The organism is Serpentinimonas sp. SSL01 (assembly GCF_056323735.1).
Map to the genome: position 1 here is coordinate 1,034,876 of NZ_CM150487.1, position 22,140 is coordinate 1,057,015.

The following is a 22,140-nucleotide window of genomic DNA, read 5'->3' on the forward strand; positions in this document are numbered from 1 at the left end:
TTGCTGGTGTATGGAAGTATAGGTTTGCGTCGAATATGATCGAGTTGTTTCCTCTGCTGCACCCTCGCTAGCTCTGCCTCCTTAGCGTTTGAACAAAGGCATCAAACTTCCAACGCCCAAGGCCAGCGCCGCCCCAGCCAGTGGCAATATAAACGGTAGCCTAAAAAAGGCGCCGGCCATGGTGCCGATGAATGCAAGCATGAGTACACAAATCAAGGACCCGAACATCAACATGCCCGAAAAATTGGCACTGCGCGGTGCAAGCTTGCGCTCGCGCACCAAATAATTGGCGTAAAAGCGCTGCAGGAAAAAGCAGATGGCCAAAACCACGACAAAACCCGCGCCAGTAAGGAGCATTTGGTTAGTGCTCATGCCAGGCTCCACCTCGATGGTGATCGGGATGCTCGGCGCAGCCAGCGCCGGCGTGGGCTCGGTGGCGGGGCTGGGGGCAATGGGAGGCAAGGCAGGTAGGGTCATGCTGGGCTCTGGTTGGGGTTAACGGATGGTGACTTGGATGTGTTTGTATTTGGGTTCGAGCTCGGCCGCTGGTTGCAAGGGGCGGCGGCGCAAGCGCCCGATGGTTTCGCCTTGTGCGTTGCGCAGTACAGCACTGCCAAAGGGTTTGAGGCGGCACTCAAACGGGTGGCCATCGATGCTGACACTGTATTTGCGGCTCTTTTGCAGCAGCCAAAACACAACTGCCAGCAGCAGCAGGACAAACAGCACCGCACCCAAGAGCAGCAGCAGCGGCCACGAGGGGTAGGTCACCTGAATGACCACGGGCTGATCCGTGACCGAAAGCCGTGCTTGCTCGCCCGGAACAAAGAGGTCGGGCAAGGGGTCGCCCGGAAACAGCTCGTTCATGGTGCGCACAAAATCGGGCGCCAGCACTAGCTGCTGCTGGCTGAGCTCAAAGCGCAGCACACCGGGCAATTGGTGCTCGCGCCCCAGCAACACCTGCAGCGCAAACATCGATGGCATGGGTGGGATTTGCAGGTCCACCAGCACGGGCGCTGACGCTGCCCCGACTGCCAATGCACTGATCCGGTCCACCGACACTGCGGCGCTCAGGCGCTTTTGGCCCTGGTGCTCAAAGCCATGCAGCTCTAGGGCTAGGTTGGCGCTTTGTATGTCGAAAGGGTAAAAATCGTTGCGAAAATGGCCTTGTACGCGCACCGAGCTCGGGCGCTGGGCGGCAGCGAGCTCGAGCACCAAGGTTTTGCCATCGCTGGCCAGCCGCGCTCGGGCCTCGGGCGGCTCCACCGCCGTGGGCACGAAGGTCAGGGCTTGGGCGTTGAGGGGCTTGAGCCGCGCCAAGGGGGCTTGGCCAAACACGCGCTGGCCGTCTAGCAGGCGTTGCAGCAGCGCATCGGCGGCGGCGCCGTAGGCCAGCCCGTAGATCATCAGCCCGTTGGCGCGGTAGTTGGGCCGACTGCGACTGACCACGGGCAGCGGCAGCGGCAAAGCGACGATGCGTTTGATTTCGGCGGTGTTTTGCAAAAACAGGTAGAACTCGCGGTTTTTGCGCAGGGTGTCGGGGCTGTTGTCGGGGCTGTTGCGGTTGTTGGTCACGATCCAGACCACCGCCGGCTCGCCGGGCGTAAATTGCTGGATTGCGCCGACCAAGGCTTCGCGAAAATCGGTATTGGCCAAGGCGCGGCTGCCGGGGCGGCGCGCCAGTTGCACCGCCGCCGCTGCTTGGCGCAGCGCTGCGGCGTCACGCCCGCGGTAATGCAACAGCGGCGAAAGGTTGCTGCCCTCGGTCTGGTTGAAGCTGGCCAGCACCAGTTCGGAGCTATAGGGCTGCAGGCGCTGCGCCAAGTCGGCCACTGCCGTGCGAAAACGGTCTTGTGGGTCTTCGTAAAAGGGCAGCATCCAGCCCGAGTTTTGCATCAAAACGATCTGCCGCACTGGTTGCTGCGCCCACAGCGCTTGCACGCCGAGCAGCCCTGCCAGCAGCACCCACACTCGAGCAAAATTAAATACGTGCTGCATGGCTTAGTCGGGTGCAAGGGGCAAACGCCAGCGCAACAGTTGCCCACTGCCGGGCACATAAAGCCAGAGGTGCTTGTCGTGGTAGCACACCTGCAGTTGCGCCAAGCGTGCTGCCTTCAATTCTGCCACCCCTGTGGGCAGAGGCAATTTGCTGGCACCCAAGTCTTTGCCTGCAAGCTCGAGGTCGAAGCGCAAGCCCGGGTTGTGCGTGCGGTCCAAGACCTCTGGGTTGATGTCAGTGAGGGTATTGGAGCCGGATTCAATGCGCGCCCACAACACCAAGCCCCTGGGGTCGGGGGCACCGGATGATTTTTTGGCAAATTGCAGCAAGGGCAGACGCAACTGCGCCTGCTCGGCTTCGTGGCTTGAGTTCTCGATGGGCTGCAGCCAATGGTTGAAAAATCGGCTAAAAGAGGCGTAGCCAGTTGAGAGCATTTCACCTTGCTCGCAATCGTTGCCCTGCTCTAGGGTGTGCAGGTTGACCAAACAGATGTAGGGCTCGGGTTTGCCGCTGGCTGCAGAGGTGCGGCTGCCTTTGCAACTTTGCCAGGCCCGGCCATCATTGAGCCAAGCTGGCCCGAGTTCGGGCAGCCCGCTCAGGCCGCTGGGCCAAGGCTGCCAGCTCACTGCCGGCGCTTGATTGCCCAAGTGCTCTACCAGCAAGCGCCCACTGCGCCCCGGCCAAGCCAGGTGGCGCGCGCGCACGCGCTGCGCCAAGCCCAGCGCGTGCACATCGGCCGGAAAATCGGGTATGGGCAGCTCGTTCCAGTGTGCCTCGGAACCGCTGGTGCGCCAGAGCAACACCGCTGCGCCGCTCTTTTTGCGCAAAGGTGCGCACAGCAGATCGCTGGGCGCGGGTTCGTCGTGGGCGCCAGCTTTGGGCAAAACGGCTGGGCCCGAGAGGCAGCGCCCAGGCGCGATTTCCGACTTGAGCTCAAAGCTGCTCCAGTCTAGCGCCACCCAAGCCAAGCCACCCTCAGCGGGCAGCGCCACGTGGCTTTCGGCGCAGTTGGTGGCCAGACCCAAAGCCCATTCGGGCAGGTCTGCGGCACCCAAATGCCCCCCGAGCTTGTGCCAAACAGGTTGTGCCACAGCCAAGTTGCAGACTGCAAATTCGCCTTCGCTGGCATGGATGGCAAACAACATGCGCTGCTGCCCCCCCAGGCGCGCCACCAGAAACCGCATCTTGCGCGAGTCAGCCCCAAAAGGGTTGGGCACAGGCGCTTGGGCGACGGCGGCTGCGGCTTCGCTGCTGTTTTGCTCTTGCGCCGTGGGGTTGGTGGGGTATTGGTCCAGCACCCTGGGCGTGGTGCGGGTGTTGTTGATGCCACCATACGGCCCCAACCAAACCGGGTTGGGATCGGGCGACGCTTTGGGAAGGGGCGCCCCACACGCAGGGCAATGATCAAACTGCTTGGGTAGAAATGAAACTTGTGCACCCTGTGCGCAGTGCTGGCGCTTGGCTCCCAACAAGGGCATGAGGGGCAGGGCCGTGGGCTTCGCAACAGCGGTTCCACCCAGCTTCTTGAGCGCAAAGCTCAAACCTTCTGGATCTTGCTGCCACTCTGAACCGTCGTCGAATTTCCACACGGATCGCATCCCTACACAAGCGTTTATGTGCGCAGATTATGCAAGAAAAAAATAGGGGAATGATCCGCTAGCGAAGCTAAAAACGGGAGGTCAAACCGCCGCCAGCAATGGCGGCCGCCGCTGGCGCCAGGGCAGTTCGCGCTCCAATTGGCCGGCCAGCCGCAGCAGGCAGGCTTCGTCGAGGTAGCGGGCGGTGAACATCAGGCCGATCGGCAGCCCGGTGCTGCTGTGCTGCAAGGGCAGCGAGAGGCTGGGGTTGCCGGTGAGGTTGGCCAGCGGCGGGGCGGCGACCCAGTCGAAGTTTTTTTGCACCAAGGTGGGCAACAAGCTGTCGAGCAGCCGCGTCAGCGGCCCCAAGCCGGTGTAGGTGGCCAAGGTGGCGGCGAACTGGTCGAGTCCGCGCAACTGGAATTCGCCGTGCGGCACCGGGGGCTTGGCCAGCGTGGGCGTGAGGAACACGTCGAAACCCTGCATGAAGCGCTCGAACAGGTAGCGCTGCCGATGCAGGTCGCGCGCCACCAGCTCAAGCCGGGCGCTGGATAGGGATTCGCCAAAGCGCGCCAGCAACCAAGTAGCGGGCTCGAAGTCGTCTGGTCGCAAGCGCCGGCCCAGCAGGCGGCGCGCTTCGCGCAGATCGGTGGCGGCGGCGCACATCACGCGCAACAGGTAGGCTGGGCCCACCACGTGGTGGTCGATCGGCGGCTGCGCCTGCACCAGCTCGTGCCCGAGGGCCTGCAACTGCGCCACCGTTTGCTGCAAGGCGCGGCGGCATTCGGCGCTGAGCTCGCCCGAGCGCATCAGGGGTTGCTCGCACCAAGCGATGCGCAGCCTGCCCGGCGGCTGCGTCACTTCCTGCAAAAAGGGCCGCGCCGGCACCGGCGCGGTGTAGGGGCAGCCCAAGTCTGGGCCGCTGGTGGCGTCGAGCGCGGCAGCGCTGTCGCGCACACTTAAGGAGATGACGCCCTCTTGCACCTGCCCGAACCAAGGCTCGCCCACCAGCGGCCCGTAGGGGTTGCGCCCGCGCGAGGGCTTGAGCCCCACCACGCCGCAGGCCGCAGCCGGGATGCGCAGCGAACCGCCGCCGTCGCCGCCGCTGGCCATGGGGACGATGCGCGCCGCCACCGCCGCCCCAGAGCCACCACTGGAGCCACCCGCCGAGCGCTGCAAATCCCAAGGGTTGCGCGTGATGCCGTGCAGCTTGGATTCGGTGCTGCCCAAGTAGCCGTTTTCGGGGCAACTGGTCTTGCCAAAAATCACCAGCCCAGCGGCCTTGAAGCGCCGCACCATTTCGCTGTCGTCATCTGGCACGTAGTGCCGCAAGGCGCGGCTGCCGTGCGTGAGCGGCACGCCGGCGTAGGCAGCGAGCAGGTCTTTGAGCAAGAACGGCACGCCTGTGAACGGCCCCTGCGGCAACCCGGCCTCGATGGCACGCCAGGCCAGTTCGTCCATATTCAGCACCACCGCATTGAGCTGCGGGTTGAGCGCGTCGCGGCGGCGGATGGCTTCGTCGAGCAAATCGCGCGCGCTCACCGCGCCCTGGCGCACCAGTTCGGCTAAGCCAAGGGCGTCGTGCTGGTCGTAGTCGGCAAAGCTGGGCATGGTCGGTTCTTCCTTGGATCTGCACAACAAAAAAACCGGCGGCTGACCTGCACCCGCACGGCGAAGCAAGGCAGCAGCGGCACCACGCCAAGCCGCAGCCCCTAGGCCACCACCACCCCTAGCGGCGCTGCGGCGGCAAATCGGTGCAACTGCCGTGCGCGGCTTCGGCCGCCAGACCGACAGACTCGCCCAGCGTGGGGTGCGGGTGGATGGTTTTGCCGATGTCTATGGCGTCGGCGCCCATTTCGATCGCCAGCGCGACTTCGCCGATCAAATCGCCGGCGTGGCGCCCGACGATGCCGCCGCCCAAGATGCGGCCGTGGCCAGCGGCTTCGGGGCGGTCGTCGAACAGCAGCTTGGTGAAGCCCTGCTCGCAGCCGTTGGCCAAGGCGCGCCCGGAAGCGCTCCACGGAAACAAGCCCTTGCGCACCGCGATGCCCTGCGCCTTGGCCTGCTCTTCGGTCAGGCCCACCCAAGCCAGCTCGGGGTCGGTGTAGGCCACGCTGGGGATCACGCGGGCATCGAAAGCCGCGCGCGCCAGATCGGCGCGGCCCAGCAATTCGCCCGCCACCACCTCGGCCGCCACGTGCGCCTCGTGCACCGCCTTGTGCGCCAGCATCGGTTGGCCGACCACGTCGCCGATGGCGAAGATGTGGGGCACGTTGCTGCGCATCTGCGCATCGACTTCGATGAAGCCGCGCCCGTTCACGGCCACGCCGGCGCGCTCGGCGGCGATCTTTTTGCCGTTGGGTGCGCGGCCCACGGCTTGCAGCACCAAGTCGTACAGGCCTTCGCTTGGGCTGCCGTCTGCGCCCTCGAACTGCACCCGTATGCCCTCGGGTGTGGCTTGCGCGCCCACGGTTTTGGTTTTGAGCAAGATGCGGTCGAAGCGCCCTTGGTTCATCTTCTCCCAGACCTTGACCAGATCGCGGTCGGCGCCCGGCATCAGGCCGTCGAGCATCTCGACCACATCCAGCCGCGCGCCCAGCGCCGAATAGACCGTGCCCATCTCGAGGCCGATGATGCCGCCGCCGATGATCAGCATCTTTTTGGGCACGCCTGGCAGCGCCAGCGCGCCGGTGCTGTCAACCACCCGCGCATCGTCTGGCATGAAGGGCAGGCGCACGGCCTGCGAGCCCACGGCGATGATGCAGCGCTTGAACGACAGCCGTTTTTTGCTGCCGGTCTGCGCTTGGCCGCTGCCGTGGGTTTCCTCCACTTCGATCTGGTGCGGACCGACGAAGGCACCGTAGCCGCGCACGATCTCGACCTTGCGCATTTTGGCCATGGCACCCAGGCCACCGGTGAGCTTGCCGATGACCTTGTCTTTGTGCGCGCGCAGCTTGTCCACGCTCACCGTGGGGGCGGCAAATTCGACCCCGAGCGCGCCCAGATGGCTGGCTTCTTCGAGCACCGCCGCCACGTGCAGCAAGGCCTTGGAGGGGATGCAGCCCACGTTTAGGCAGACCCCGCCGAGCTGGGCGTAGCGCTCGACCAGCACCACCTTGAGGCCCAGATCGGCAGCCCGAAAAGCGGCCGAGTAGCCACCCGGGCCCGAGCCCAGCACCAGCAGGTCGCAGTCGAACTCGGCGCTGGCAGTGTTTTGCGCTGCGGTGGGGGTTTGAATGCTTAGGGCCGGGGCCGGGCTAGGCGCAACAGAGGCCGCGACCGGGGCTGGGGTTGCAGGCGCGGCTGGCTGAGCGCTCTGGGCCGCAGCCCCCTCGACCTCGAGCACCAGCACCACCGAGCCCTGCCGCACCTTGTCGCCGAGCTTGACCTTGAGCTCTTTGACCACGCCGGCGTGCGAGGACGGGATTTCCATCGAGGCCTTGTCGGACTCGACCGTGATCAGGCTTTGCTCGGCCTTGACGGCATCGCCCGGCTTGACCAGCAGCTCGATCACCGCCACTTCGTCGAAGTCGCCGATGTCGGGCACTTGGATGTTTAGGGTAGTCATGGGGCGCATCCTTTAGAGCAGCACGCGGCGGAAGTCGGCCAGAATCTGGCCCAGATAGGCGTTGAAGCGCGCCGCCGCGGCGCCGTCGATGACGCGGTGGTCCCAGGTCAGGCTCAAAGGCAGCAGCAGCCGCGGCTCAAATGCCGTGCCGTTCCAGACCGGGCTCAGCTGGCTTTTGCAGACACCCAAAATGGCGACTTCGGGGGCGTTGATGATGGGTGTGAAGTAGCGCCCGCCGATGCCGCCCAAGCTCGAGATGGTGAAGGTGGCGCCGCTCATTTCGGCCGGGCTGAGCTTGCCGTCGCGCGCTTTTTTGGCCAGTTCGGCCATCTCTAGGCTGATTTGCAGCACCCCTTTTTGGTCGGCGTTTTTGAGCACCGGCACCATCAGGCCGTTGGGCGTGTCGGCGGCAAAGCCGATGTGCCAGTAGTTTTTGACGATCAGCGCGTCGCCGTCGAGGCTGCTGTTGAAGTCGGGGAATTTTTTCAGCGCCGCCACGCAGGCCTTGATGAGGAAGGCCAGCATGGTGACTTTGACGCCCGATTTTTCGTGCTCGCGGTTGGTGGCGACGCGAAAGGCCTCGAGTTCGGTGATGTCGGCGTCGTCGTGGTTGGTGACGGCCGGGATCATGACGGCGTTGCGCAGCAGGTTGGCGGCGCTGATTTTCTTGATCCGCCCCAGCTCTTTGCGCTCGATGGGGCCAAACTTGGCAAAGTCCACCTTGGGCCATGGGATCAGGCCCAGCTCGCTGCCAGAAGCAGAAGCACCACCACCACCGGCGCCGCTGCCCGCCAAGGCCGCCCGGCCCGCTAGGGTGTGCTGCTGCCCGGCCATGACGGCGCGGCTGAAGGCTTGCACGTCGGCCAGCGTGATGCGGCCCTTGAGGCCGCTGCCGCTGACCTCGGCCAGCGGCACGCCGAGCTCGCGCGCAAACTTGCGCACCGACGGCGAGGCATGGGGCAGCGCGGCGGTGGCTTGCGTGGGCGCAGCGGCCGGGGCAGTTGAAGGCGCAGGCGCAGGCACGCTGGGCTGCGCGGCTTGCGCCGCTGCCGGCACGACGGCCACGGGCACGGCCACCACCGCCGCAGCAGCGGGCGCAGCGGAAGCAGGCGCAGCAGCAGCGGCAGCAGCCGGCTCCAGCGCACCCTCGGCTTCCAGCTCCAGCAGCACCGAGCCGATGTTCACCTTGTCGCCCAGCGCCACCCTGAGCGCGCGCACCACGCCGGCGTGCGAGCACGGGATTTCCATCGACGCCTTGTCGCTCTCGACCGTGACCAGCGACTGCTCGGCCTTCACGCGGTCGCCTACTTTGACCAGCAGCTCGATCACCGCCACGTCTGTGAAGTCGCCGATGTCGGGGACTTTGACTTCGATCATTGCCATGATGAATGCCTTTCGCGCGCTTCAGGCGTGCAAGGGGTTGATCTTGTTGGCGTCGATGCCGTATTTGGCGATCGCTTCGGCCACTTTGGCGGCGGGCAAAGCGCCCTCCTCGGCCAAGCCCTTGAGCGCGGCGACCACGATGTAGTGGCGGTTGACCTCAAAGTGCTGGCGCAGCTTGCTGCGAAAATCGCTGCGGCCAAAGCCGTCGGTGCCCAGCACCTTGTAGCTGCGCCCTTTGGGGATGAAGGCCCGAATCTGCTCGGCGTAGGCTTTCATGTAGTCGGTCGCGGCCACCACCGGGCCGGTGTGCGCGGCCAGCTGCTGCGTCACGAACGCCTGCCGCGGCGCCTCGGTGGGATGCAACAGGTTCCAGCGCTCGCAGTCTTGGCCCTCGCGCGCCAGCTCGTTGAAGCTCGGGCAGCTCCAGACGTTGGCCGCCACGCCCCAGTCTTGCTCCAGCAGGCGCTGCGCAAACAGGCTTTCGCGCAGTATAGAGCCGCTGCCCAGCAGCTGCACCCGCGGCGTGAGCTTCGGGCCTTCTTGGCACAGGTACATGCCTTTGAGGATCTGCTCCTCGGTGCCGGGGGCTAGGCCCGGCATGGGGTAGTTTTCGTTCAGCAGCGTGAGGTAGTAAAACACGTTCTCTTGGCGCTCGACCATGCGCTTGAGTCCGTGGTGCAGGATCACCGCCACCTCGTGCGCAAAGCTCGGGTCGTAGCTGATGCAGTTGGGGATGGTGCCGGCCAAAATCTGGCTGTGCCCGTCTTCGTGCTGCAAGCCCTCGCCGTTGAGCGTGGTGCGCCCGCTGGTGCCGCCGAGCAAAAAGCCGCGCGCCTGCATATCGCCCGCCGCCCAAGCCAAATCGCCGATGCGCTGAAAGCCAAACATCGAGTAGTAGATGTAGAACGGCACCATGATGCGGTTGTTGGTGCTGTACGACGTGGCCGCCGCGATCCAGCTCGCCATGCCGCCGGCTTCGTTGATGCCCTCTTGCAGGATCTGCCCGGCCTTGTCTTCGCGGTAGTACATCACCTGGTCTTTGTCCACCGGGGTGTAGAGCTGGCCTTTGGGGTTGTAGATGCCGATCTGGCGAAACAGCCCCTCCATGCCAAAGGTGCGCGCCTCATCGACCAAGATCGGCACCACGCGCGGCCCCAGCGCCGCATCGCGCAGCAGCTGCGTGAGGAAGCGCACATAGGCCTGGGTGGTGGAAATCTCGCGCCCCTCGGCGGTGGGCTCGAGCACCGCCTTGAAGGTTTCGAGCGCCGGCACGGTGAACTGCTCGCTGCTGCGCGCGCGCCGCTTGGGCAGGTAGCCGCCCAGCGCTTGGCGGCGCTCGTGCAGGTAGCGCATCTCGGGCGTGTCGTCGGCCGGCTTGTAAAACGGGATTTTCGGCAGCTCGCTGTCGGGGATGGGGATGTTGAAGCGGTCGCGGAAGGTGCGGATGTCTTCGTCGCTGAGCTTCTTGGTCTGGTGCGCGGTGTTCTTGCCCTCGCCGGCCTTGCCCATGCCGTAGCCCTTGACGGTTTTGACCAGCAGCACCGTGGGCTGGCCCTGGTGGTGCTGGGCGCGGTGGAAGGCGGCATAGACCTTGGAGGCGTCGTGGCCGCCACGGCGCAGCGCCGCCACATCGGCGTCGCTCATCTTGGCCACCAGCTCGAGCGCGCGGGGGTCGCGGCCAAAGAAGTTTTTGCGCACAAAGGCGCCGTCGTTGGCCTTGAAGGCCTGGTAGTCGCCGTCCAGCGTCTCCATCATGATCTTGCGCAGGGCGCCGTCTTTGTCGCGCGCCAGCAGCTCGTCCCACTGGCGGCCCCAGAGCAGCTTGATCACGTTCCAGCCCGAGCCGCGAAACTCGCCCTCGAGCTCTTGGATGATCTTGCCGTTGCCGCGCACCGGGCCGTCGAGGCGCTGCAGGTTGCAGTTGACGACAAAGATCAGGTTGTCCAGCCCTTCGCGCGCCGCCAGCCCGATCGCGCCCAGGCTTTCGGGCTCGTCCATCTCGCCGTCGCCACAAAAGGCCCAGACCTTGCGCCGCGCCGTGTCGGCAATGCCGCGCGCGTGCAGGTACTTGAGAAAACGCGCCTGGTAGATCGCCATCAGCGGCCCCAGCCCCATGCTCACGGTCGGGAACTGCCAAAAATCGGGCATCAGCTTGGGGTGCGGGTAGCTCGACAGGCCCTTGCCATCGACCTCTTGGCGGAAGTTGAGCAGTTGCTCCTCGCTGATGCGCCCTTCCATGAAGGCGCGGGCGTAGATGCCGGGCGCGCTGTGGCCCTGCATGTAGAGCAGATCGCCGCCGTGGCTGCCGCCGCTGTCGGTGTCGTCGGCGTGCCAGAAGTGGTTGAAACCCGCCGCCAGCATGTGCGCCATCGACTGGAAGGAACTGATGTGGCCACCCAAATCGCCGCCGTCGGCCGGGTCGAGCCGGTTCGCCTTGACCACCATCGCCATCGCGTTCCAGCGCATGTAGGCGCGCAGCCGCCCCTCGAGCGCCAGCTTGCCGGGGCTGGGCGCTTCTTCGCCCGGCTCGATGGTGTTGACGTAACCGGTGGTGGCCGAAAACGGCAGGTCCACGCTGTGCTCGCGCGCTTCTTCGAGCAGCTGCTCGAGCAAAAAGTGGGCGCGCTCGGGGCCCTCGCGCTCGATCACCGCTGTGAGGGCGTCGAGCCATTCGCGGGTTTCTTGGGCGTCGAGGTCGGGCGCGCTGAGCACGCTCTGGGAGGGTGGCAGGGGTTCGGACATGCGGCGTCTCCTGTTTGTGGGCCACTGTGGTGCGCACGAGCGCGGCGGGCACCGACGGGTTTATGGTGACACAGGCGCGCGCCACCTCGAACGAAGTGTGGCAGAGTTTGTGGAATTTTTCAAGATACAGATTAACTTTTTGTATTATGAAATTGTGTCCGCGTGCAAACCAGCGAGCAAGCCCCATCCGATGCGGGTTTTCCCATAGACTTGGAGCCAATGACAAGCACACCCAGCTCCCTGATCGCTTCGCTCCGCGCGCGCTGGCGCCCTTGGCGGCGCTGGCAGCGCTGGTGGCAGGGCCTGAGCCCGGCGCACCAAGACCGGATGGTCAGCATCGTGCCCCTGATCTCGGTGCTGCTTTTTTTGGCCGCCATCGCCTCGGCGTTCACCTACTTCACCCGGCTCGAGGCGCAACGCGAGCAGCAAGAGGTGACGCGCGACGTCGAGTACGCGCAGCAGCGCCTGCGGCTGCGCTTGCTCGAGCCGCACGAGCCCTTGCAGCGCATGGCCGCAGAGGTCGTCGGCGGTGAACTCAGCCCCCAGCTGTTTGGCCTCGAAGCCGAGCTGCTGGCCGGGCGCTTTCCCGAGCTGCTGGCGCTGACTTGGCTCGATGCGCGCGACCAAGTGGTATCGGCCCACGCGGCCGTGCAGGCACCGGCGCTGCTCAACCGCAGCGCCGGCCAGCCGGTTTTGGATGTCGACACCGAGGGCGCGCTGGGTGTGGCGCGCACCACCCTGCAGCCACACTTCAGTCGCCCGCTGGGTGGCCCGGGGCCCGACTCGCGCCTGCTGTTGCTGCTGCCGCTGACGCACTTTGGCAGCTTTCAGGGCACTCTGATGGTCGAGTATTCGCTCGAAATGCTGCTGCGGTTGGGGGTGCCTGGCGATGTCCGCACCCGCTACGCGCTGGCGCTGGTCGATTTGAACGGCAACGTGGTGGCCGGCAGCACGCACGAGCTCGACCCAGAGGGCTTGCCGTGGTTGCCTTGGACTGGGCAGCCGCGCAGCGCCCAGCTGGCGGTCACGCCCGTGGGCCCGCACTTGCAGCTGCGCGCCACCAGCTACCGCATCAGCCGCGATGCCGCCGGCGAAGGATTTTTCTGGGTTGTCGGCTCGCTCAGCCTGCTAACCATCTGGATGCTGCTCACCAACCTGCGCCACACCCGGCGCCGGCTGCAGGCGCAGCGTGCCCTGCAGTCCGAGACGCTGTTTCGCCGCGCCATGGAAAACTCCATGCTCACCGGCATGCGCGCGCTCGACCTCAATGGCCGCATCACCTACGTGAACCCGGCTTTTTGTTCGATGACCGGCTGGAACGAGGCCGACTTGGTGGGTGCGCAAGCCCCCTTCCCCTACTGGCCCGCCGCCCATGTGGAAAACCTGCACGCCCGGCTCGACGACGAGCTCAGCGGCCGCACCAACGCCGGGGGCTTCGAGATGCCCGTGCAGCGCAAAGACGGCGGCACTTTTTATGCCCGCATGTACGTCTCGCCGCTGATCGACTCGCAGGGCCAGCAGACCGGCTGGATGACGTCGATGACCGACATCAGCGAACCCAAGCGCGTGCGCGAAGAGCTCGGGGCCTCGTACCGGCGCTTCACCACCGTGCTCGACACGCTCGACCAAGCGGTGTCGGTGGCGCCCTTGAACAGCACCGAACTGCTGTTTGCCAACCGCATGTATCAGACCTGGTTCGGCTCGACCGCCGAAGGGCACCGGCAGCTGATCCAGTTGAGCCAGCGCAGCAGCGCCACCCGCCCGGATGGCGAGGACCACCAGTCCGACGGCCTAGCGGGCTTGCCCACCGACACCCTGTTTGAGGCCACCACCGACCACGCCGAGCTGTTCCTCGACGCCCTCAACAAGTGGCTGGAGGTGCGCTCGCGCTACCTGACCTGGGTCGATGGCCGGCTGGTGCAGATGGTGATCGCCTCCGACATCACGGCGCGCCGGCGCGCCGAGCAGCAAGCCGCCCTGCAGCAAGAGCGCGCCGAGGCCGCCAGCCGCCTGATCACCATGGGCGAGATGGCCTCGAGCGTGGCGCACGAGCTCAACCAGCCCCTGACCGCCATCAACAACTACAGCAGCGGCATGATCGCGCGCTTGCAGCAGCAGCAGATCAGCGAGGCCGAGCTGCTCGAGGTGCTGCAAAAAACCGCCAAACAGGCCCAGCGCGCCGGCCAGATCATCCAGCGCATCCGCGCCTTCGTCAAACGCAGCGAACCCACCCCGATCCCCTCGGACGCGGCGCAGATGGTGGCCAACGCCGTGGAACTGGCCGAAATCGATCTGCGCCGCCACCTGGTGCGTCTCAACACCTACGTGGCGGCGCGCCTGCCGCAGCTGCTGGTGGACCCGATCTTGATCGAGCAGGTGCTCATCAACTTGCTCAAAAACGCCGGCGAAGCCATCATGCAGGCGCAGCGCCCCGTGGGGCAGCGCCAGGTGGAGCTGTGCGTGACGCCGCGCCACGTCGAGGGCCTGCCGGTGGTGGAGTTCAGCGTGCGCGACAACGGCCGCGGCATCCCGCCGGAACGACTCGAACGCATCTACGAGGCCTTTTACAGCACCAAGGCCGAGGGCATGGGGATCGGGCTCAAGCTGTGCCGCTCGATCGTCGAATCGCACCACGGTCGGCTCGAGGCGCACAACCTCTACAATGGGCAGGAAATCATGGGTTGTGAGTTCAGCTTCTGGCTCCCCTCGCTGACTGCGCTCAAATCCTGATGCACCCAGGCCAGGGCCCGCCGCCGGGCCTATGCCTACCCAATGAAGGCGACAAATGAGTGTGATGGCTAAGCGCGGTTTGGTTTACGTGGTCGATGACGATGAGGCGGTGCGCGACTCGCTGCAGTGGCTGCTCGAGGGCAAAGACTACCGGGTGCGTTGCTTCGAGTCCGCCGAGGCTTTTTTAAGCCGCTACGACCCGCGCGAAGTGGCCTGCCTAGTGGCCGACATCCGCATGGGCGGCATGACCGGCATGGAGCTGCAAGACCGGCTGCTCGAACGCCACTCCCCCTTGCCGATCGTCTTCATCACCGGCCACGGCGACGTGCCCATGGCGGTGCAGACGATGAAAAAAGGCGCGCTCGATTTCATCCAAAAACCCTTCAACGAGCAGCAGCTCATGGCCTTGGTCGATCGCATGCTCGAGACGGCGCGCACCGCCTTTGCCGACCACCAGCAAGCCGCCAGCCGCGAAGCCCTGATGGCCCGGCTCACCGGGCGCGAATCGCAGGTGCTCGAGCGCATCGTGGCCGGGCGGCTCAACAAGCAGATCGCCGACGACCTCAACATCAGCATCAAAACGGTGGAGGCGCACCGCGCCAACATCATGGAAAAGCTCGGCGTCAACAAGGTTGCCGATCTGCTCAAAATCGCCTTGGCCCCGGGCGCCAAAGCCTAACCCCTTACCTTTTATCACCTCTAATTTTGCAATGACTGCACACTTGATCGACGGCGTGGCGCTGTCGCGGCAACTGCGCGCCGATCTGGCGCAGCGCGTAAGCACCCTAGCGGCGCACGGCCACCGGCCCGGCTTGGCGGTGCTGCTGGTGGGCGAGGATCCGGCCAGCCAGGTGTACGTGCGCAACAAGGTCAAGGCCTGCGCCGAGGCCGGCATCCACTCGCTGCTCGAACGCCACCCCGCCAGCCTGAGCCAAGCCGAGTTGCTGGCGCGCATCGCCGCGCTCAACGCCGACCCGAGCATCCACGGCATTTTGGTGCAGCTGCCGCTGCCGCCGCAGATCGACGCACAGCGCGTGATCGAAGCCATCAGCCCGGCCAAAGATGTGGATGGGTTTCACGTCGCCAGCGCTGGGGCGCTGCTGGTCGGGCAGCCCGGTTTCTGGCCCTGCACCCCCTACGGCTGCCTGAAAATGCTGGAGCACATCGGCTTTGATCTGCGCGGCAAGCACGCCGTGGTCATCGGGCGCAGCAACATCGTGGGCAAACCGATGGCGCTGCTGCTGCTGCAACGCGACGCCACCGTGACTCTGTGCCACTCGCGCACCCCCGACCTCAAAACCCACACCCGCCAAGCCGACGTGATCGTGGCCGCGGTGGGCAAGGCCGGGCTGCTCACGGCCGACATGGTCAAACCCGGCGCCGTGGTGCTCGACGTGGGCATGAACCGCGACGCCGCCGGCAAACTGTGTGGTGACGTGGATTTTGCCGGCGTCAAAGAGGTCGCCGGCTACCTCACGCCGGTGCCCGGCGGCGTCGGGCCCATGACCATCACCATGCTGCTGAGCAACACCGTGCAGGCCGCCGAGCGCGCTGCAGCCGCACAGCCTCTGGGTGGGCTGCTTACTGGTAGCGCACCGCCATGATTTCGTAGCGCTTGACGCCACCCGGGGCCTGCACCTCGGCCACGTCGCCCTCCACCTTGCCGATCAGGGCGCGCGCGATCGGGCTCGAGATGTTGATCAGGCCCTGCTTGAGGTCGGCCTCGTCTTCGCCCACGATCTGGTACGTGACCGCCGCGCCGCTGAGCTCGTCTTCGAGCTCGACGATGGCCCCAAACACCACCCGGCCACCGGCGTCGAGCGTGGCCGGGTCGATGACCTGCGCCTGCGCCAGCTTGCTCTCGATTTCGGCGATGCGGCCTTCGATGAAGCCCTGGCGCTCTTTGGCGGCGTCATAGTCGGCGTTCTCGCTCAGGTCGCCTTGGGCGCGCGCCTCGGAGATGGCGTTGATGACCGCCGGGCGGTCGCTGGATTTGAGGCGCTGCAACTCGGATTTGAGCTGTTCGGCGCCGCGCTTGGTTACGGGATAGGTGGGCATTGTTGCGTCTCCAAATGCGAACCGCCGAGTTGTGCAGACCCGGCGGTTGATGAACGGATATTATGCCCGAACGCAGCTGCGCCTTCGGTGAGGCGTGCCCTGAAATGGTGCAGCGCCCGCTTAAGCTGTTGCGGCGGCCTCTGCGCTGGCGCTCTGTGCCAGCGGCCAGCGCGGCCGCACCGCGAAGCTGTAGCCCTCGCCGCGGGCGTCGGCAGGCATCAGGCCGGCTTGCCAGCGCATCGCGGCGGCCAGCGCGATCATGGCCCCGTTGTCGGTGCACAGGTGCAGCTCGGGGTAGTGCACGCGCAACCCCAGGCGCTGGGCAGCGGCGTCGAGCTGCTGGCGCAAGCGCTGGTTGGCGCCCACGCCGCCAGCCACCACCAGCCGCCGCAGACCGGTTTGCTGCAAGGCGGCGAGCGATTTTTTTAGCAGCACCTCGACGATGGCGGCCTCGGTGGCGGCGGCCAGATCGGCCCGGCGCGCGTCGAGTTCGGGGCCCAGCTTGCGCACCTGCGTGAGCACCGCGGTTTTGAGGCCGGCAAAAGAAAAATCCAGATCTCCACTGTGCAGCAGCGGGCGCGGCAGCTTGAAGGCGTCAGCGCGGCCACGTTCAGCCAACCGCGCCAGCGCCGGGCCGCCGGGGTAGCCCAGCCCGAGCAGCTTGGCCGATTTGTCGAATGCCTCGCCGGCGGCGTCGTCGATGGTCTCGCCCAACAAGTGGTAGCGCCCCACCCCATCGACGCGCATCAGTTGCGTGTGTCCGCCCGAGATCAGCAGCGCCACAAACGGGAACTCGGGCGCATCGGCGCTCAAAAACGGCGACAGCAGGTGCCCCTCGAGGTGGTGCACCCCCAGCGTGGGCTTGCCCAGCGCCGCCGCCATGCCGCACGCCACCCCGGCCCCCACCAGCAAGGCCCCGGCCAAGCCCGGGCCGCGCGTAAACGCCAGGCAGTCGATCTGCTGCAGCGTGCAGCCGGCCTGCTGCAACACGCTGTGGGTGAGCGGCAGCACGCGCCGGATGTGGTCGCGGCTGGCCAGTTCGGGCACCACGCCGCCATACGACTCGTGCATCTGCACCTGGCTGTGCAGGGCTTGGGCCAGCAACCGCGGCGGGGCCGTACCCGCCTCGGCGCGCACCAAGGCCACCCCGGTTTCGTCGCACGAGCTTTCGATTCCGAAAATCAGCATGGGATGAGTGTAAGGCAGGCACGGCATTGCGCGACACCCTTTCCGCGACGCCCTCCTGCGCCCCACAAGGGCATGGAAATTGCTTGAAACATATGCCGCAACCCCGGCGCCGCCTGACCACCCACTCGATGACCTCCAGCCTCAGTTTCCTACTGGCCGCCAAACACACCGAACTGAGCGAGTTGCAGCGGCTGGCGCAGAGCATTGCGCTGGCCCGCAGCACCGCCGCGCTGGTGCACGAACTGCAACGCGAGCGCGGGCTCTCCAACCTCTGGGTGGGGCTGGTCGGCTCGCCGCATGCAAACCCGCAAGCCGAGCTGCAGCAGCAGCAAGGCCAGCGAACCGACCCCCAGGTGGCGCAGTGGCTGCGCGAGTCGGTTGCCCTGATCACCGCTCCCACACCGCACGCTGCCCGGCTCTTGGGCCGGGTGGCTTACGCGCTGCAGGGGTTGGATGCGCTGGCGCTGCTGCGCGCGCGTGTGGCGGCCAAAGCGCTCGACACCCAAGGGCTGTCGGCCGCTTACGCCCGCCTGATTGCCAGCTTGCTGGCCGTGGTGTTCGAAACCGCCGACCAAGCCAGCAACCCCGAACTGCTGCGCCCGCTGTTGGCGCTGTTCAACCTCATGCAAGGCAAGGAGTGGGCCGGGCAGGAGCGGGCCGCGGGTGCGGCCCTGTTTGCCCGCGGCCAGGCGCAAGCGCCCGAGCTGCTGCACCTGAGCGAGCTGATCGAAGCGCAGCAGCGCTGCCTGCAGGTGTTTGAGTCCTTTGCCAGTGCGCCGCTGCTGCAGCTCTGGCATCAGCACCAGCGCGCCCAGCCCCTGGGCGAGCGCAGCCGCTTGCGCCGCTTGCTGCTGCAAACACCCGCCGCTGGGGCGCTGGAGCCGCCACAGAGCGCGGTCTGGTTTGCGGTTTGCAGCCACTGCATGGACCAGATGCGCCCAGTCGAAGACCAGTTGACGCAGGATCTGGTCGCCCAAGCCCAGGCCTGCATGGCGCGGGTGCAAGCCGAGATCGGGCAGCTCGAACAGCGCCAACGCCAGCACCCCGAGGCGCAGACCGACAGCGCGCGCGGCAACACATTCTTTGAGGCCACGCCCCCCGCCACCCAGCCCGCGCCCCAAGGGCTGGCGCTGGGGCTGGAAAAGTCGGTGCTCGACCTGGTGCAAGACCAGGACCTGCGGCTGCAATCCGCCGCCGCCGAACTCGAAACACTGCGCGCCAGCCTGAACGAACGCAAACTGATCGAGCGCGCCAAGGGCCTGCTCATGGCGCACCAGCAGCTCGACGAACCGGCCGCGCACAAAGCCCTGCGCGAGCTTGCCATGAACCAGAACAAGCGCATGGTGGATGTGGCCGAGGCGGTGCTGTCGATGGGCCGCCTGCTTGCACCAAGAAGGTAAGCGCCTAAGCCCAAATTTGGTGCGCCGGGGCCGCAAAAGGCTGCCAACGCAGCGCCAGAGCCCCAGCCACCCCGCAAAATCAGCCCCAAAGCACCTTGGCACGGAATCTGCTTGATTGACTGCATGGTTCGCGCCAATGGCGGCTCGAACCCGGCTCGCAGAGCCACAGGGGCAACGGCGTCCCTCCAACCCGCTTTCACGGTGGGCCCTGGAGGACGCCGTTTTTCGTTTTCTGCAGCGCCTTTCGATTGTTCAATGTTCTAGGAGTTGTCATGCCCGCGTTCAGCCCCATCCCCTCCAAGCCCTGCCCTGCCTTGGCGCCAGACTCTGCCAGTCCTGCGGCAAACGGCCTCGCAGCTGGCCAAATAGCCGGCCTGGCACCAGCCACCGACGCCGCCACACACAGCGGGCGCCGCAACGCCCTGCGCCAAGGCGCAACCCTTGCCGGCGCCGCCGTGCTGGCCACTGCCGGCACCGGTCTGCTGCCCGGCCTGCGCTCGATCGCCCACGCCCAAGGCGCAGCGCGGCCCGAGCTCGAGGAGGTGCGCATCGGCTTCATCCCGCTCACCGACAGCGCCTCGGTGATCATGGCCTCGGTGCTGGAGCTGGATCGCAAATACGGCGTGCGCATCGTTTTGTCCAAGGAAGCCAGCTGGGCTGGTCTGCGCGACAAGCTGCTCAATGGCGAACTGCACATGGCGCATTCGCTCTACGGCCTGATCTACGGGCTGCAACTGGGCCTGGGCGGGCCGCGCACCGACATGGCCGTGCTGATGACACTCAACCGCAACGGCCAAGGCATCACCCTAAGCCGCCAACTGGCCGAGCGCGGCGCGGTGGACTTGGCCACGCTGACGCAACTGATGGCACGCGAGCGCCGCGACTACACCTTCGCCCAGACCTTCCCCACCGGCACCCACGCCATGTGGCTGTACTACTGGCTGGCCAGCGCCGGCGTCAACGCGCTGCGTGACACCAAGGTCATCACGGTGCCGCCGCCGCAGATGGTGGCCAATATGCGCGTGGGCAACATGGACGGGTTCTGCGTCGGCGAACCGTGGAACCACCGCGCCATCGTGGACCGCATCGGCATCACCGCCGCCAACACCCAAGATGTGTGGCCCGACCACCCCGAGAAGGTGCTGGGCGCGCGCGCCGACTTCGTGCGCCGCCACCCCCACACCGCGCGCGCCGTGATGATGGCGGTGCTCGAAGCCAGCCGCTGGATCGACGCCAGCCTGCAAAACAAGCTGCGCATGGCCGAGACCATCGCCGCCCGCCCCTTTGTCAACACCAGCGTCAATGTGATCCGGGATCGCATTCTGGGGCGCTACCAAAACGGCCTCGGGCGCACCTGGGACGACCCCAAACACATGAAGTTCTTTGACGGCGGCGCGGTCAACTTCCCGTTCCTGTCCGATGGCATGTGGTTCCTGACCCAGTTCAAACGCTGGGGCCTGCTGCGCGAGCACCCCAACTACCTGCAAGTGGCGCAGCAGATCAACCAGATCGAGCTCTACCGTCAGGCCGCGACGCAACTCAACATCAGCGTGCCGCGCGAGCCGCTGCGCAGCAGCACCCTGATGGATGGCGTGGTCTGGAACGGCCGCGACCCGGCGCGCTACGCCGACAGCTTCAGCGTCAAAGCCTAAGGAGCCGCCACCATGGTCAGCGCCGTCTTTCATACCCCCCGACCGCTGGAGAGCAGCCACGCGGCCAGCGCCCCGGCTGCACATGCCCACACCCCAACCGCCCCGGCCACCCAAGCCGTCAAACTGGCGCCCAGCCCCCAAGGGCCGCGCTGGGACGTCAGCGCATGGCCGCCCCAGGTCGTGCCGCCGCTGTTGGGTTTGCTGCTGCTCATCGGCCTGTGGCATTTGGCCGCCAGCGGCGGCGAAGGCCAGTTCCCAACCCCGGGCGCGACCTGGAGCGCGGCGCTGGAGCTGTTCTCCGACCCCTTCTTCGTCAACGGCCCCAGCGATGTCGGCATCGGCTGGCAGGTGCTCAGCTCGCTCGAGCGCGTCGGGTTGGGCTTCGGTCTGGCGGCCTTGGTGGGCATTCCGCTGGGTTTTCTGATCGGGCGCTCGGTCTTTGCCGGGCGCATGTGCGCGCCGCTGATCAGCCTGTTCAAGCCGGTGTCGCCGCTGGCCTGGCTGCCGATCGGGCTGCTGGTGTTCCAAGGCACCGAAGCGGCGGCGATCTGGACCATCTTCATCTGCTCGATCTGGCCCATGATCATCAACACCGCCGTCGGTGTGCAGCGCGTGCCGCAAGACTATCTGAACGTGGCGCGCGTGCTCAACCTGAGCGAGTGGACCATCCTGACCCAGATCTTGCTGCCCGCCGTGCTGCCCTACGTGCTCACCGGCGTGCGCCTGGCCGTGGGCACCGCTTGGCTGGTGATCGTGGCGGCCGAAATGCTGACCGGCGGCGTCGGGATCGGCTTTTGGATCTGGGACGAGTGGAACAACCTCAATATCACAAACATCATCGTGGCGATTTTCGTCATCGGCCTGGTCGGCCTGTTGCTGGAATGGGCCTTGGTGAGCATCGCCCGCGCCTTTACTTTCGAGGAAGTCAAATCATGAACGACAGCTCCTACATCCTGATCGAGGGCGTGGCACAGCGCTTCAAAACTCAGCGCGGCGAGTTCGAGGTCTTGCGCCAGATCGACCTGCGCATCGCCAAGGGCGAGTTCGTGACCCTGATCGGGCACTCGGGTTGCGGCAAATCGACCCTGCTCAACCTGATCGCCGGCCTGACCACGCCGACCTCGGGGCTGCTGCTGTGCGCCGGGCGCGAGATCGCCGGCCCGGGGCCTGAGCGCGCCGTGGTGTTTCAAAACCACTCCCTGCTGCCTTGGCTCACCTGTTTTGAGAACGTGCACCTGGGCGTCAAGCGCGTCTTTGGGGCCGGATCGCGCAGCGCCGGGGCTAAGTCGGAGAGCAAAGCCGATCTGGCGGCGCGCACCCACGCGGCGCTGGAACTGGTGGGCCTGAGCCACGCCGCGCAACGGCGCCCGGGGGAAATCAGCGGCGGCATGAAGCAGCGCGTCGGCATCGCGCGCGCGCTGGCCATGGAGCCCAAGGTGCTGCTGCTCGATGAGCCCTTCGGCGCGCTCGACGCCCTGACCCGCGCCAAGCTGCAAGACGAACTGCTTGAGATCGTGGTTCGCACCCACAGCACCGTGGTGATGGTGACGCACGACGTGGATGAAGCAGTGCTGCTGTCGGACCGCATCGTGATGCTCACCAACGGCCCCTCGGCCACCATCGGTGAGGTGCTGACGGTGCCCCTGGCGCGCCCGCGCCAGCGCGTGGCACTGGCGGACCACCCCACGTACCTGCAATGCCGCAAAGAAGTGCTCGATTTTTTGTACACCCGCCAGACGCACGTGCACAAAGAGGCCGCATGATGGAAACCACCTCCCCCCACGGCGCCGCGCCAGCCACCCCAACCCCAACCCCAACCCCGCGCCCCAAGCTGGTGCTGGTGGGC

16 protein-coding genes are annotated in these 22,140 nt (G+C 66.2%); 7 read left to right on the top strand and 9 right to left on the bottom strand.

What is annotated here, in order from left to right; translation table 11 throughout:
* Nucleotides 1–81 precede the first annotated feature (81 nt).
* The 7 genes from ACVMK0_RS04980 to aceE all read right to left on the bottom strand — a co-directional run bounded on the left by ACVMK0_RS04980 (nt 82) and on the right by aceE (nt 11,266).
* Nucleotides 82–477 (bottom strand): hypothetical protein, encoded by a 396-nt coding sequence (locus ACVMK0_RS04980; RefSeq protein ID WP_476464511.1) that lies wholly within the window; start codon nt 475–477, stop codon nt 82–84.
* 18 nt (nt 478–495) lie between these two features.
* Nucleotides 496–1,995 (bottom strand): hypothetical protein, encoded by a 1,500-nt coding sequence (locus ACVMK0_RS04985; RefSeq protein WP_250959920.1) that lies wholly within the window; start codon nt 1,993–1,995, stop codon nt 496–498.
* 3 nt (nt 1,996–1,998) lie between these two features.
* Entirely contained in the window at nt 1,999–3,294 is a 1,296-nt protein-coding gene (locus ACVMK0_RS04990) for a hypothetical protein (protein ID WP_250959919.1), read from the bottom strand.
* Nucleotides 3,295–3,675: 381 nt separating this feature from the next.
* Entirely contained in the window at nt 3,676–5,184 is a 1,509-nt protein-coding gene (locus ACVMK0_RS04995) for an amidase (RefSeq protein ID WP_476464512.1), read from the bottom strand.
* A gap of 118 nt (nt 5,185–5,302) precedes the next feature.
* Nucleotides 5,303–7,141: a dihydrolipoyl dehydrogenase gene (gene lpdA, locus ACVMK0_RS05000; RefSeq protein ID WP_250959917.1), complete on the bottom strand. Its 1,839-nt coding sequence runs from the start codon at nt 7,139–7,141 to the stop codon at nt 5,303–5,305.
* Between the two features lie 12 nt (nt 7,142–7,153).
* On the bottom strand, nt 7,154–8,524 hold the full coding sequence (aceF, locus tag ACVMK0_RS05005; protein WP_476464513.1) for a dihydrolipoyllysine-residue acetyltransferase: 1,371 nt from the start codon (nt 8,522–8,524) through the stop codon (nt 7,154–7,156).
* 21 nt (nt 8,525–8,545) lie between these two features.
* Nucleotides 8,546–11,266, bottom strand: a complete 2,721-nt coding sequence (aceE, locus tag ACVMK0_RS05010; protein ID WP_476464514.1) for a pyruvate dehydrogenase (acetyl-transferring), homodimeric type — start codon at nt 11,264–11,266, stop codon at nt 8,546–8,548.
* 219 nt (nt 11,267–11,485) lie between these two features.
* Between aceE and ACVMK0_RS05015 the strand changes: the two genes are divergently transcribed.
* The 3 genes from ACVMK0_RS05015 to folD are packed head-to-tail and all read left to right on the top strand — an operon-like array spanning nt 11,486 to nt 15,600.
* Nucleotides 11,486–13,996 carry a PAS domain-containing sensor histidine kinase gene (locus ACVMK0_RS05015; protein WP_476464515.1) on the top strand — a complete coding sequence of 837 codons (2,511 nt, stop codon included), beginning with the start codon at nt 11,486–11,488 and terminating at the stop codon, nt 13,994–13,996.
* Nucleotides 13,997–14,051: 55 nt separating this feature from the next.
* Complete coding sequence (locus tag ACVMK0_RS05020; RefSeq protein ID WP_476464516.1) at nt 14,052–14,675, top strand: response regulator transcription factor; 624 nt, start codon at nt 14,052–14,054, stop codon at nt 14,673–14,675.
* Nucleotides 14,676–14,706: 31 nt separating this feature from the next.
* Nucleotides 14,707–15,600, top strand: coding sequence for a bifunctional methylenetetrahydrofolate dehydrogenase/methenyltetrahydrofolate cyclohydrolase FolD (gene folD / locus ACVMK0_RS05025; RefSeq protein ID WP_476464517.1), 894 nt, complete (start codon nt 14,707–14,709; stop codon nt 15,598–15,600).
* Here the strand turns inward: folD and greA are convergent.
* Nucleotides 15,578–16,054 carry a transcription elongation factor GreA gene (gene greA, locus ACVMK0_RS05030; RefSeq protein WP_045535482.1) on the bottom strand — a complete coding sequence of 159 codons (477 nt, stop codon included), beginning with the start codon at nt 16,052–16,054 and terminating at the stop codon, nt 15,578–15,580. The two genes, folD and greA, sit on opposite strands and share 23 nt — an antisense overlap.
* A 120-nt stretch (nt 16,055–16,174) precedes the next feature.
* On the bottom strand, nt 16,175–17,242 hold the full coding sequence (gene tsaD / locus ACVMK0_RS05035) for a tRNA (adenosine(37)-N6)-threonylcarbamoyltransferase complex transferase subunit TsaD (RefSeq protein WP_476464518.1): 1,068 nt from the start codon (nt 17,240–17,242) through the stop codon (nt 16,175–16,177).
* 128 nt (nt 17,243–17,370) lie between these two features.
* On the opposite strand from tsaD, the gene ACVMK0_RS05040 reads away from it, so the two are divergent.
* The 4 genes from ACVMK0_RS05040 to ACVMK0_RS05055 all read left to right on the top strand — a co-directional run bounded on the left by ACVMK0_RS05040 (nt 17,371) and on the right by ACVMK0_RS05055 (nt 22,057).
* Nucleotides 17,371–18,642, top strand: coding sequence for a nitrate- and nitrite sensing domain-containing protein (locus ACVMK0_RS05040; RefSeq protein ID WP_476464519.1), 1,272 nt, complete (start codon nt 17,371–17,373; stop codon nt 18,640–18,642).
* Between the two features lie 272 nt (nt 18,643–18,914).
* The gene (locus tag ACVMK0_RS05045; protein ID WP_476464520.1) at nt 18,915–20,294 is read left to right on the top strand and encodes a CmpA/NrtA family ABC transporter substrate-binding protein; all 1,380 of its coding nucleotides are present in this window, start codon (nt 18,915–18,917) and stop codon (nt 20,292–20,294) included.
* A 12-nt stretch (nt 20,295–20,306) separates the two neighbouring features.
* Nucleotides 20,307–21,230 carry a nitrate ABC transporter permease gene (gene ntrB / locus ACVMK0_RS05050; RefSeq protein WP_045535485.1) on the top strand — a complete coding sequence of 308 codons (924 nt, stop codon included), beginning with the start codon at nt 20,307–20,309 and terminating at the stop codon, nt 21,228–21,230.
* Nucleotides 21,227–22,057 (top strand): ABC transporter ATP-binding protein, encoded by an 831-nt coding sequence (locus ACVMK0_RS05055; protein WP_476464521.1) that lies wholly within the window; start codon nt 21,227–21,229, stop codon nt 22,055–22,057. The genes ntrB and ACVMK0_RS05055 overlap by 4 nt, the downstream gene beginning before the upstream one ends.
* Nucleotides 22,058–22,140: the final 83 nt, after the last annotated feature.